Source organism: Bradyrhizobium sp. LA2.1, from assembly GCF_040547725.1.
Lineage (GTDB): Bacteria > Pseudomonadota > Alphaproteobacteria > Rhizobiales > Xanthobacteraceae > Bradyrhizobium > Bradyrhizobium barranii.
In genome coordinates, this window is sequence record NZ_JBEPQI010000015.1 from 39,598 (window position 1) to 53,041 (window position 13,444).

Genomic DNA, 13,444 nt, shown 5'->3' on the forward strand with positions numbered 1-13,444 from the left:
CGACTTCTCGTCTGAGGCCGCGTCGACGGTGTCGCAGGCTGCAAATGCGCACGCCTGAGCCGTGCGCGATATCCTGGAGACGTGACGATGTCGATGATCCCGCGCGGGACCCAAGTCCCGGCACGATGGCAGCTGCTTGCCTGCGGCCTTGTCCTGATGGCGAGCTGCTCGATCGCGGCCGCCGCCGACGGAGGCATCGTCGACGTCCATGCGCTGCCGCAGCTCGAGGGCGCCGTGGAAGACACCTCGCGCCCCGATCCCTACCGCGTCGAATACCGCATGCCGACGCCGGAAGCCGTGACGTCGCCGGCGGTGAAGAAACTCCTGAGCGCCGACGGCTGGGTGCCCTATGTGAGGCCACTGGAGGAGAAGAGCACCAATCTGAACTTCAAGAAGGGACGGCAGGGCCTTTCGGTTCACTTCACGCAGGCCCTCGGCCGGCCCGATCAATCCGTGGTCTACTACACGACCGACCGGATCTACGGGAACGTGCCGTTTCCGGACGGCGCGAGCGACATCATGTTCGATGGGACCCGGCCCTATCTCGGCTGCATTGCGCCGAGCGCGCTCGATGCGACGTCGGATTTCTACGCCAGCCAGATGGCCGCGATCGGCTGGCAGAAACTCACGCCGGAAACCGCCGCGCGCTGGACGACCAGCCTGGATGAAACCGTTCCCAACGGCCTGCGCGCCTTCTACGCGCACCCCGACAGCAAGGACACCGGCTTCTACCAGCAGAAGCCGGTGATGCTGACGCTGACACGCCGCGACGACGGCCGCACCAATATCGACATCCGGGTGGCGCCGTTCGCCCTGCCCGGCGAACTCAAGGCCGATGGCGATCTTGCCGGCCTGCCGCGGCCGAATCCGACCAAGACGGCCAGGGGCCTCGGCAGCGCCGACTCCAACAAGCGCGAGATGTCGGCCGCCGCGATGGCCGAGCTGCCCGCCGTGCTCGCCTTCTATCATCGCGAGCTCGCCGCGCGCGGCTGGCAGGAAGATGGCAGCGCGCCGCTCGCGCCCGGCGACGAAGTCGCGATCAAAGTCTCCAACGCCGAGGAGACCGGCGTGCTGCGGCTTGGCCGCAAATATGATTTCACCATGATCAGCCTGAACGTGCAGGTGAAAGAATCCGCGCTGGCCGCCCGCGCCAAGGCGAAGAAAGAAGCCGATGAGAAATTTCTTGGTGACGCGCTCGGTGCGGCCAAGCAACTCATCGCCACCGACGAGGCGCGGCGCAAGGTGCAGGCCGCCGGACTCTCCGATGCGCCGCTCAATGCGCTCGCCGACAGCAAGACACCGGTGCCGCTGCCCGAGACCGCCGAAGGCGTGACGTTCGAAGGCGGCGACGGCCGGCTCGAATTCTCTTCCACGTCGAGCGTGAAGGCTCTCGGCAGCTTCTACCGCGCATCGCTGAAGAACGCGGGCTGGAAAGAGCAGCCCTCCGTCATCAACCAGCCCAACATGGCGGTGATGGAATTCTCCAAGGCCGGCAAATCGATCTCGATGACCGTGATGCAGATGGGCCCGAAGGTGAATGTCAGCGGCACCGGATCGGGCCTCATGGTGGCTGCGGCGAAGCCGGTTGAGGCCAAATCGGCAGAAGCAAAGCCGATCCAAGCCAAATCGACCGAGCCGCTGAAGCCCGATCCCGATTCCGCCCTGCCGGTGCCGACGCAGCGCAGCTCGAGCGGGATCAGCTCGACGAAATTCCCCGGCAGCGATCAGTCTTTCCGCAAGGAGCTCGAAGCCAGCATTCCGGCTGAGCTCTCAGATGTCCTCGCCTTTTATCGCGCAGAGCTCACCAAGCGCGGCTGGCAGGAAAAGACTGACGGCGCGACGGTTACCGCCGAGCGGGCGGAGCTGGCGTTCACCTCGCCGGAGGGTCCGGCCATGCTGAAGCTCGGCCGCGCCAGGGAGGAGACAACGGTCAGCCTGGTGCAGCGGAATCCGCAGGCAGCGGCCAAGGCCGACATCATGCCCAAGGCGGGACAGGCCAGGCTGATGCTCGGCAATATCGGGCCGAAGGAGGCGTCGCTGACGATCAACAAGCAGACCATCAAGATCGCGGCCGGCGCCGGCGGCCCGCAATCGCCGAAAGGCCCGATGCTCGACCTCCCGCCCGGCAAGTACCAGTACGCGCTGCGTATGCCCGGTCAGCCCGCCCGCACCGACACCCTCACCGTTGCCGCCGGCGATGCCTGGGGCCTCCTGGTGGGGCCAAGCGGCGACGTGCTTCCGCTGCAGATGTATTGAGGTGCGACGAAGCAGGTGCGCCCACGCGCAGCCGGCGTTTCGGACCCGTGGGCGGAAAGTTGATCTAGATCAACAGAGCGTTGCGGCATTGCCTCCCGAATAGGCGTCAACAGGGTTCTGACGTCTCCAAGAGGGAGCTTCCAATGACGCGTACCCGTCACGTTGACGATAGCTCAAAGCCAGAAAGCCGCTTACTAAACCACCGCAACTTGCTGCTTTGCGGCACCGCACTGACGGTCGCTTTTATGCTGTGTGCTCTGGAGACGACCAGCCTCGCGCAGCAAACCACCGGCACGCCGGGTTCGCCGAGCGCCACGACAACCATCGATGGCAAGCAGCTTCCGCCTGAGCCTCCGAAGTTCGAAGGCGTGATCAAGGAAGATGCCACGGACTCCAAGCCATACTGGCCACCGTCCGTTGTGCCGCCCAAAGGCGCGCCGAACGTGCTGCTGATCATGACCGACGACCAGGGTTATGGCGTGACCGGCACCTTCGGTGGGGTGGTCCCGACCCCGAACATGGATCGCATCGCCAAGGCGGGCCTGCGTTACACGCAGTTTCACTCGACAGCGCTCTGCTCGCCGACGCGGGCAGCGCTGATCACCGGCCGCAACCACCACTCGGTCGGGTTTGGCGTGATCGGTGAAATGTCCACCGGCTATCCGGGCTACGATTCCGTCATTGGCCAGGAAAGTGCGACGATCGGGACCATTCTGCGGGATAACGGATTTGCCACCTCGTGGTTCGGCAAAAACCATAACACCCCAACCTATCTGTACAGCTCGGCCGGGCCGTTCGACCAATGGCCGGTCGGAATGGGATTCGAATATTTCTACGGCTTCATGGGCGGCGAGACCGACCAGTGGACGCCTTACCTTTTCCGCAACACGAGCCAGGTTTTTCCATGGGTCGGCAAGACCGGCTACAACCTCATCACCGACATGGCGGATGACGCCATCAACTACATGAACGGACTGAACGCGGCGGCGCCCGAGAAGCCGTTCTTCGTCTACTACGTGCCCGGCGGCACCCATTCGCCACATCAGCCGAAGAAGGAATGGAGCGAGAAGTTCAAGGGCAAGTTCGACATGGGTTGGGAGAAGCTGCGCGAGCAGATCTTCGCCAATCAGAAGAAACTCGGGGTGATCCCGGCGAACACCCAGCTCACTCCCTGGCCGGATACGCTGCCGAAATGGGACTCGCTCTCGTTCATCCAGAAGAAATTGTACGCGCGCGAAGCCGAGGTGTTTGCCGGCTATGCGGCCTATACCGACTACGAAATCGGCCGCGTCATCCAGGCGGTCGAGGACATGGGCAAACTCGACAACACGCTGATCATCTACATCAGCGGCGACAATGGCACCAGCGCCGAAGGAACGCTCGAGGGCACTCCGAACCAGATGACCGCCTACAACGGCATTCTGAAACTGCCCGAAACCGAGCTGATGCTCCATTACGAGGATTGGGGCTCCGACAAGACCTACCCGCATATGTCGGTGGCGTGGTCGTGGGCCTTCGATACCCCGTTCAAATGGACCAAGCAGGTGGCATCGCACTTCGGCGGCACCCGGCAAGGCATGGCCATCTCATGGCCCGGCCACATCAAGGACGTCGGCGGCATCCGCAGCCAATTCCATCACATGATCGACATCGTGCCGACGATTCTGGAAGCCACAGGCATTCAGGCTCCCGACACCGTCAATGGCATCAAGCAAAGGCCCATCGAGGGCGTCAGCATGGCCTATACGTTTGACCAGGCCAACGCCAACGCGCCGTCAAAGCGCGACACGCAATATTTCGAGATGTTCGCGAACCGCGGCATCTATCACGATGGTTGGTATGCATGTACGACGCCGCCTGCGCCTCCCTGGCTTCTGGGCACCGCCAAGCTGCCGGGGATCAATGAATACAAGTGGGAGCTTTACAACATCGCCGAGGATTACTCGCAGGCCAATGACCTCGCAGCCAAGAATCCCGACAAGCTCAAGGAGTTGCAAGCGTTGTTCCTGTCGGAGGCGGCGAAATACCAGGTCTTTCCGCTGGACAACTCGGTCCTGCCCCGCATTGTGACACCGCGCCCAAGCGCGACCGCCGGACGAACCGTTTTCACATATTCTGGTGAGAACGCTGGCATCCCTGACGCTAACGCTCCGAGCCTTCTCAATAAGGATTACACGATCACGGCCGAGGTTACCGTTCCTAAGGGCGGCGCGGAAGGAATGATCGCCACTCTAGGCGGTCGCTTTGGCGGATACGCCCTCTACCTGCTCAAAGGCAAACCAGTCTTCGTCTATAACCTGCTCGATCTAGAACGGTACCGCTGGGAAGGCGGCATTGGCGGTCGCGACTTGTTTACCGATGCGCTCAAGCCGGGCAAGCACACCATTGTATTCGACTTCAAGTACAACGGACCCGGTCCGGGCAAGGGTGGCACCGGTGTACTGACGGCCGATGGCAAGCTGGTGGCCGCAAAGACGATCCCGCACACGATTCCGTTTCTTATGGCCATCGACGAAACGTTTGACATCGGCAGCGACACCCGCACGACGGTGGACGACAGCTATAAGCTGCCCTTCCGCTTCACCGGCAAGATCGACAAGCTAACCTTCAAGCTTGGCGCGACGCAGATGACGGAGGATGAGCAAAAGGTCATTCGACACGCGCTCGAAAGAGCGAGGGACTAAGCGCGACAAGTCGTGGCGATTCATGTCGGCCCCAACGCCACGACTCATCCTTCTTCGCTAGGAAATCGTTCGGCGGGATCCGCTTCGAAAGCCTGCGCGAAATATCATCGCGTATAGAAGGGAGTGCCGGCAGTGGATTCTTCATTTGGCGCGCTGGATGCGTTGCCGGCGGCCCGCAATCGCCAAAAGGCCCGATGCTGGATCTACCGCCCGGCAAGTATCAGTACGCGCTGCGCCTGCCCGGGCAGCCCGCTCGCAACGAGACCCTGACCGTAGCCGCCGGCGACGCCTGGGGCCTCCTGGTGGGGCCAAGCGGCGACGTGCTGCCGCTTCAGATGTATTGATCCCGCCGCCTGTGCCTGTAACGGCCAGGTTGAACCTGTCCAGTTGGTGGGGCGACTAGTCGTCCGGAGGCGGCGGCGACTGTGTCGCAGCCGCTGCATCGCGCGAAGACTACAACGCGCGACATCCCTGGAGAGTGGCATGACGACGGTGAGGCGCAGAACGAAGGTCCCGGCACGATGGCGGCTGTTCGCGTGCGGCCTCGCTCTTCTCGCGGGCGGCCTGGTCGCCGCAGGCGCCGGCGGATGGCTGCCGCACCCGTCACCGCAAACTTCGGCCGCACTCACACCGGCGGATCCAAACGCCGAGATGCCGGTGCCGAAGCAACACAACTTCTCCAGCTCCAACACCACCCATATGACCGGCATCGAAATCCCGCTGCGGGTCGGGCTCGAAGCCCATGTGCAGGCCCAGCTCAGCGATGTGCTCGCCTTCTACCGCACGGAACTCGCAAAGCGCGGCTGGGAGGAAAGGCCTGAAAGCACTGTGGTTGCCGCCGATCATGTGCAGCTCGCCTTCGCCTCCCCCAAGGGGCCGGCCACCCTGAAGCTTGGCCGCGCGCAGGACGAGACCATTGTCAGCCTGGTGCAGCGGAATACGGAGGCCGCGGCGAAGGCCAATTTCCTGCCGATAGCAGGACAAGCGCGGCTGATATTCGGCTATCTCGCGCCGGACACGGCTTCGCTCACGATCAACGATCAGACCATCAAGATCGCGGGCGGCGTCAATCACCCACAAACGCTGGATCTGCCGCCCGGCAAATATTCCTACAAGCTGGTCGTGTCGGGCTATGCGGTGCGCACCGATACCATCACCGTGGCCTCAGGCGAGGCCTGGTCCCTCAGCTTGGGCGACGACGACAAGAAGCCGGATCAGATCTACTGAACCCAGTGACCTGTTCCGGGGCGCCACGGCGCCTGGGAACGCGCTTCTCCGCCCCGCAAAATCCACGCCTTCAAGAGCTAAAAACAGGACCTCGAATCGGCCTTTTCGCAAGCCCCAGAATCGGCCTCCAGGAGCCTTGAAAACCGGCAAAAAATCCCTATTTCGTCAAAGGGTTGCCGGAAGATACTTTGCGCTAGGCGCAAGCGGTCTTTCATGGCACAAATAGCCTGCAAATCAGCGCCTTTTGCGCGGCTGATTCGGGCGACATCTCGAAGGCCTCTCATGACAGAACCTGCTCGGCAGACGCCTGCCGAAAACGAGCCCTCAAATCCGAGCGATTACGGGGCGGAATCGATCCGCGTGCTCAAGGGTCTCGACGCCGTCCGCAAGCGCCCGGGCATGTATATCGGCGACACCGACGACGGCTCCGGCCTGCACCACATGGTCTACGAGGTCGTCGACAACGCGATCGACGAGGCACTCGCGGGCCATGCCACGCGCGTCGACGTCGTGCTCAATGCCGACAATTCCGTCACGGTGCGCGACGACGGTCGCGGCATTCCCGTCGACATCCACAAGGGCGAAGGCATCTCCGCGGCCGAGGTCATCATGACCCAGCTCCATGCCGGCGGAAAGTTCGACCAGAATTCCTACAAGGTCTCCGGCGGCCTGCACGGCGTCGGCGTCTCCGTCGTCAACGCGCTGTCGAGCAAGCTCGGCTTGCGCATCTGGCGCGACAACAAGGAGCACTACATCGAGTTCGCCCATGGCGATGCGGTCGCACCGCTGGTGGTGGTCGGCGACGCGCCGGGCAAGCGCGGCACCGAGGTGACCTTCCAGGCCTCGACGGAAACCTTCAAGAACATCGAATATGATTTTGCGACGCTGGAGCACCGGCTGCGCGAGCTCGCCTTCCTCAATTCCGGCGTCAACATCGCCCTCTCCGACATGCGCCATGCGGTCGAGAAGCGCGAGGAGATGCACTATTCCGGCGGTGTCGAGGAGTTCGTCAAATATCTCGACCGCAACAAGAAGGCGATCGTGCCGGCGCCGATCATGGTGCGCGCGGAAGCCAACGGCATCGGCGTCGAGGCCGCACTGTGGTGGAACGACAGCTACCACGAGAACGTGCTGTGCTTCACCAACAACATCCCGCAGCGTGACGGCGGCACCCATCTGGCCGGTTTCCGCGGCGCGCTGACGCGCCAGGTCAACGGCTATGCCGAGGCCAATGCCAAGAAGGAAAAGATCGCGCTGACCGGCGACGACTGCCGTGAAGGCCTCACCGCCGTTCTCTCGGTGAAGGTGCCCGATCCGAAATTCTCGTCGCAGACCAAGGACAAGCTGGTGTCCTCGGAAGTGCGTCCCGTGGTCGAGAACGTCCTCAACGAGGCGCTCCAGGCCTGGTTCGAGGAGCACCCCTCGGAAGCCAAGATGATCGTCGGCAAGGTGATCCAGGCGGCTGCGGCGCGCGAAGCCGCGCGAAAGGCGCGCGAGCTGACGCGCAAGAGCCCGCTCTCGGTCTCCTCGCTGCCCGGCAAGCTCGCCGACTGCCAGGAAAAGGATCCGGCCAAGTCCGAACTCTTCATCGTCGAGGGTGACTCCGCAGGCGGCAGCGCCAAGCAGGGCCGCAACCGCGAATTCCAGGCGGTGCTGCCGCTGCGCGGCAAGATCCTCAACGTCGAGCGCGTCCGTCCCGACAAGATGCTGGGCAGCGAGCAGATCGGTACGCTGATCACCGCGCTCGGCACCGGCATCAGCGACGAATTCTCGATCGAGAAGCTGCGCTATCACAAGATTATCGTGATGACGGACGCCGACGTCGACGGCGCCCATATCCGCACGCTGCTGCTGACCTTCTTCTACCGGCAGATGCGCGACATCATCGACGGCGGTTACCTCTACATCGCCCAGCCGCCGCTCTATAAGGTCAGCCGCGGCAAGTCCGAGCAGTATCTGAAGGACGAGCGGGCGCTTGAGGATTATCTGATCGACACAGGCCTCGACGACTGCGTCTTCATTCCCGGCGTCGGCGGTGATCGCACCGGCCGCGATTTGCGCTCGCTGGTCGACGACGCCCGCACCGTCCGCAGCGTCCTGCGCAATCTGCACAGCCGCTACAATCGCAAGGTGATCGAGCAGGCCGCCATCACCGGCGTGCTCAACAAGGCGATCTACGGCGATCCCGAGAAAGCCGCCGCAGCGGCACAATACATCGCGGGACGGCTGGACAACCAGGCCGAGGAGGTCGAACGCGGCTGGGTCGGCCAGTACGTGGAAGGCCAGGGCTTCCAGTTCGAGCGCACCGTGCGCGGCGTCAAGGAAGCCGCCGTCATCGACGCCGCCTTCCTGGGCTCGGTCGAAGCCCGCAAGCTCGACGAATACACCGTGAAGCTCCAGGACGTTTATGCCCGCCCTGGCAAGCTGCGGCGCAAGGACGTCGAGCACATGGTCTACGGCCCGGTCGACCTGTTCGAAGCGGTCACCGACGCCGGCCGCAAGGGTATCACGCTGCAGCGCTACAAAGGTCTGGGCGAGATGAACCCGGAGCAGCTCTGGGAAACCACGCTGGACATCGATGCGCGCTCGCTGCTGCAGGTGAAGGTCAAGGAGGTCGACGAGGCCGACGACATCTTCACCAAGCTGATGGGCGACGTGGTCGAGCCCCGCCGCGACTTCATCCAGGAACACTCGCTGAGCGCGACGATCGATATCTGAGGCGCGCTGCTTCCGCAGCGTCATGGCCGGGCTTGTCCCGGCCATCCACGCCTTGCTCCGCGGAACAAAGAACGTGGATGCCCGGGCCTTCGCCTCGCCGAAGCGGCTTCGGCCGCGCAGGCGGGACAAGCCCGGGCATGACGGCTAGGCCGATCCCAGCATCGCTGAACCTCACCCCCCACCATCGCGACGAAACGGCATGAACCCGTAAGGCCAATTCCGGCCGGGAAAACGCCATGCCATGACCGCCTCCGCGTCGACCAGTTCCGCCCTCCCCTCCCGCCGTCTCGGCATCATCGGCAGCATTGTCGGCGTGCTGGCGCTGATGGCGGCGGTGTTGCCGCACTGGGTGGTGCCGATGATCTTCCCGCCGCCGCCGGCGGACCAGGTCATCGTCGACACCGGCCATCGCATCAAGGACCGCGTGATCGCGCGGGTGAAGGGCGTGGAGTATCAGGCGCCCAAGGTCGAGAAATCGGCCGGGCGGAGCTGGAGCGAAACCGCTTCGGTCACCGCAATCTCGCTCGGTCTGCTCGCCATCCTGCTCTCGGTCCTCGCGCTGATCTTTCGGGAGAAGCGGCTCCTTGCCGCCGTGGCCGCCATCCTCGGCACCGGCGCCATCGCGATCGAGATTTCCTTCGTCATGATCGGCGCGCTGATCCTGATCGCGATCCTGTATGTGGTGGGGAATATCATCGGGCTGTTCTGACCACCCGCGCCTACAAGCACCCAGCCTCATCCTGAGGAGCCCGCGAAGCGGGCGTCTCGAAGGATGGCCGCGGGCGAGATATCCGGGCCTTCATGGTTCGAGACGCGCGTTCCGCGCTCCTCACCATGAGGGATTGGGAGCCTCACCGAGGCTAACGGATCGGCAACAGCCGGCGGCCGCCGCAATTGCTCCCGCGGTCAATTCTCTGTAGTTTCCGCCCGAAACAGCCCCACCCAACAGGACAGCGAGAACCCCGTGGCGCCCATCCAGTACATTGTCGAGGGCGGTCACCGGCTCTCGGGCTCGATCGAGCCGTCCGGCAACAAGAATTCGGCGCTGCCGATCATCGCCGCCGCCCTGCTCACCGAACATCCGGTGACGCTGGAGAACGTACCGCGGATCCGCGACACCGAGACGCTGGTCGAGCTGATCCGCTCGGTCGGCGCGGCGGCGGAATGGACCGCCCGCAACACGCTGCACATCCACGCCAAGAGCATCCGCGCCGCCGACCTCGACCCCGAGCTCTGCGTCCGTATCCGCGCCTCGATCCTGCTCGCGGGCCCCCTGCTCGCCCGCTGCGGCGAAGTGATGCTGCCGCCGCCCGGCGGCGACGTCATCGGCCGCCGCCGCCTGGACACCCATGTGCTCGCGCTCGAACAGCTGGGCGCAAAGGTCACCGCGACCGACCGGCTCGAATTCCGCGCGGCAAAGCTCGCCGGTGCCGACGTGTTTCTGGACGAGCCGAGCGTCACCGCAACCGAGAACGCGCTGGTCGCAGCGGTCGCAGCCGACGGCGTTACCCATTTGCGCAACGCGGCCTCCGAGCCGCATGTGCAGGACCTCGCCAATTTCCTGGTCGCGCTCGGCGCGCGAATCGAGGGCATCGGCACCAACACCATGATCGTGCATGGGCCGGCGGCGCTGGGCGCCACGACCTACCGGATCCAGCCCGACCATATCGAGGTCGGCTCGCTGATCGGGCTTGCGGCCGTCACGCGTTCCCCGCTTCGCATCGTGCGCGCCGGTGTCGAGCATCTGCGTTCGATCCGCATGGGATTCGAGCGGCTCGGCATCGTCTGCCGCATCGAGAGCGACGATCTCATCGTCCCCTCGAACCAGACGCTGAAGATCCAGGACGATTTCGGCGGCCACGTGCCGAAGCTGGAAGACCAGCCCTGGCCGGCCTTCCCGGCCGATCTGATGTCGATCGCGATCGTCACCGCCACGCAATGCGACGGCGTGATCCTGATGTTCGAGAAGATGTTCGAATCGCGGATGTTCTTCGTCGACAAGCTGATCGCCATGGGCGCGCGAATTGTTCTCTGTGATCCTCATCGCGCCATCATCGCCGGCCCCAGCCGCCTGCGCGGCGCATCGATGATCTCGCCCGACATCCGCGCCGGCATGGCGATGCTGCTCGCCGCGGTCTGCGCCGAGGGCACCTCCACGATCAACAACGCCGACCAGATCGAGCGCGGCTATGAGCGCATCGACGAACGCCTGAACGCGCTCGGCGCGAAGATCAGGCGCGTGCCGGAGAGGAAAGGCTGAGGGCTCCTCTTCCCTTCTCCCCTTGTGGGAGAAGGTGGCGCGAAGCGCCGGATGAGGGGTATGTCTCCGCGAATCCACTCTGATTTGAATTCGCGGAGACATACCCCTCACCCGTCTCGCCGCTGCGCGGCGAGCCACCCTCTCCCCTTGGGGAGAGGGTGAAGAAGCATCTCGCACTCGGGGCCATGTTTTCGACGTGCGGCTGTGCTATTGCAACCGCCATGCTCGACACCGTCCAGCCTCGTCCGCAGCCGCAAGCCGGCGTGCCGCAAAACCATCTCGCCGAAGAGTTCGTCGAGACGCTGCGGCTGGCCGTGCCGATGATGCTGACGCAGCTCGGGCAGATCGCGATGATCACGACCGATCTCGCGCTGATCGGGCGGCTCGGCGAGGATGCGGTCGCGGCCGCCGCGCTGGCGCACACGGTCTATTTCGTCAGCTTCACCTTCGGGCTCGGATTGATGGCCGCGGTGTCGCCGCTGGCCGCGCAGGCGTTCGGCGCCGGCGACGTCAAGCGCATCCGCCGCTCCCTGCGCGCCGGCCTGTGGATCGCGCTCCTGATCTCGCTGCCGATGATGGCCTCGCCGCTCTACGGCGAGCGCATCCTGCTGGCGCTCGGACAGGCGCCGCAATCGGCCGCGCTCGCGCAGCGCTATCTGAACGGGCTGGCCTGGGGCATCGCGCCGGCGCTCGGCTTCATCGCGTTGCGCAGCATGATGAGCGCGGTGAACCGGCCGCAGCCGCCGCTGTGGATCACCGTTGCAGCGATCCCCGCCAACGCGGCGCTGGTCTATTGCCTGATCCACGGCCTGTTCGGCCTGCCGGAGCTCGGCCTGTTCGGCGCGGGGCTTGCGACCACGCTCGTCAATCTCGGCACCTTCCTCGCCGTGCTCGCCATCGCCGCATGGCGAAAGCCATTCGCGGACTACCGCCCGCTCGCCCATCTGTGGCGGATCGACTGGCCCCTGATGCGACAGCTCATCGCGGTCGGCGCGCCGATCTCGTTTTCCCTGCTGCTGGAATACGGCCTGTTCTCGTCCGCCGCGCTGCTGATGGGATTGATCTCGACCACTGCCCTTGCCGCGCACCAGATCGCGCTCCAGGTCACGGCCGTGCTGTTCATGGTCCCGCTTGGCATCGGCATGGCGGCGACGGTCCGCGTCGGCCATGCTTTCGGCCGCGACGACCCGGCCGCGGTGAGGCGCGCGGGCCTCGTCGCGGCGGTACTTGGCGTAGCGTTGGTCTCGACCCTGACCGTTGCCATCATCCTCGGCCGCTATGAGCTCGGACGGTTGTTCTTCGGGAGCAGCGAGGCCAGCGCGGCCACTGTCGAGCTGACGGCGACCCTGCTGCTGGTCGGCGCGACCTTCTTCATCGCCGACGGCCTCCAGACCATCATGGCCGGCGCGCTGCGCGGCATCAACGATACAAGGATGACGTTGCTGTTCGCGGCGATCGGCTATTGGTGCGTCGCCTTTCCCATCGCCTGGGTGCTGGCCTTCAATGTCGGGCTCGGCGCGGTCGGCGTCTGGATCGGGTTCTCGACCGGCACGTTCGTCTATGCCGGCCTCCTGATCTTGCGCTTCCGCATGCTGACGCGCAGACTGGCGGGATGATCGGGATCATGGAGCCGGTGCGATGACCCTGTCCGTGGACCTCTTCTACTCCTACCGCAGTCCCTTCAGCTATCTGGCGCTGCCGAAGACGCTCAAGCTCGTCGAAGAGTACGATCTCGCGGTGAATCTGCGGCCGGTCTATCCGCTCGCCGTCCGCGTGCCCGGCTTCTTCAAGAAGGCCAGCCCGAACTTCATTCGCTATGTGGTGCTCGACAGCACGCGCGTGGCGCAGCACGAGGGCATCCCGTTCCGCTTTCCGAGGCCCGATCCGATCGTGCAGGACAAGACGACGTTCGATGTTGCGGCCGAGCAGCCCTACATCCACCGCCTGACCCGGCTGGGCGCGATGGCGCAGCTCGAAGGCCGCTCGCTCGCATTCACCGATGCGATCGCGCGCGTGCTGTGGGACGGCTCGGTGGCGGGATGGAACGAAGGCGATCACCTCGCGCGCGCCACTGAAGCAGCCGGCTTCGATCTCGCCGCGATGGATGAAGCGATCAGTGCCGACCCCGATCGCTACGAGCGGGTGATCACGGAGAACGAAAAGGACCACGCCGCCTCCGGTCATTGGGGCGTGCCGACCTTCGTGTTCGAGAACGAGCCGTTCTTCGGCCAGGACCGCATCGACCTGCTGGTCTGGCGCATGGTGGCCAAGGGCCTGAACAGGCGCTGATTGTAGTTTT

9 protein-coding genes are annotated in these 13,444 nt (G+C 64.5%); all 9 read left to right on the top strand.

All coding sequences use genetic code 11. The annotated features are described in order from the left end of the window. Positions 1-87: 87 nt before the first annotated feature. Entirely contained in the window at positions 88-2,256 is a 2,169-nt protein-coding gene (locus tag ABIB95_RS27145) for a hypothetical protein (protein ID WP_354243755.1), read from the top strand. A 245-nt stretch (positions 2,257-2,501) separates the two neighbouring features. Further along, positions 2,502-4,940, top strand: a complete 2,439-nt coding sequence (locus ABIB95_RS27150; protein ID WP_354243980.1) for an arylsulfatase — start codon at positions 2,502-2,504, stop codon at positions 4,938-4,940. Positions 4,941-5,134: 194 nt separating this feature from the next. Beyond that, the gene (locus tag ABIB95_RS27155) at positions 5,135-5,284 is read left to right on the top strand and encodes a hypothetical protein (protein ID WP_354177221.1); all 150 of its coding nucleotides are present in this window, start codon (positions 5,135-5,137) and stop codon (positions 5,282-5,284) included. A gap of 139 nt (positions 5,285-5,423) precedes the next feature. Beyond that, positions 5,424-6,167 (top strand): peptidase associated/transthyretin-like domain-containing protein, encoded by a 744-nt coding sequence (locus ABIB95_RS27160; RefSeq protein ID WP_354243758.1) that lies wholly within the window; start codon positions 5,424-5,426, stop codon positions 6,165-6,167. Between the two features lie 282 nt (positions 6,168-6,449). Then, positions 6,450-8,885 carry a DNA topoisomerase (ATP-hydrolyzing) subunit B gene (gyrB, locus tag ABIB95_RS27165; protein WP_166347611.1) on the top strand — a complete coding sequence of 812 codons (2,436 nt, stop codon included), beginning with the start codon at positions 6,450-6,452 and terminating at the stop codon, positions 8,883-8,885. A gap of 241 nt (positions 8,886-9,126) precedes the next feature. Beyond that, complete coding sequence (yidI, locus tag ABIB95_RS27170; protein WP_354243761.1) at positions 9,127-9,594, top strand: inner membrane protein YidI; 468 nt, start codon at positions 9,127-9,129, stop codon at positions 9,592-9,594. A 255-nt stretch (positions 9,595-9,849) separates the two neighbouring features. Continuing rightward, positions 9,850-11,145 (top strand): UDP-N-acetylglucosamine 1-carboxyvinyltransferase, encoded by a 1,296-nt coding sequence (murA, locus tag ABIB95_RS27175; protein WP_354243764.1) that lies wholly within the window; start codon positions 9,850-9,852, stop codon positions 11,143-11,145. A gap of 221 nt (positions 11,146-11,366) precedes the next feature. Next, entirely contained in the window at positions 11,367-12,761 is a 1,395-nt protein-coding gene (locus tag ABIB95_RS27180) for an MATE family efflux transporter (protein WP_208083697.1), read from the top strand. A gap of 22 nt (positions 12,762-12,783) precedes the next feature. Beyond that, positions 12,784-13,434, top strand: coding sequence for a 2-hydroxychromene-2-carboxylate isomerase (locus ABIB95_RS27185; protein ID WP_354243768.1), 651 nt, complete (start codon positions 12,784-12,786; stop codon positions 13,432-13,434). The last annotated feature ends 10 nt before the right edge of the window (positions 13,435-13,444 follow it).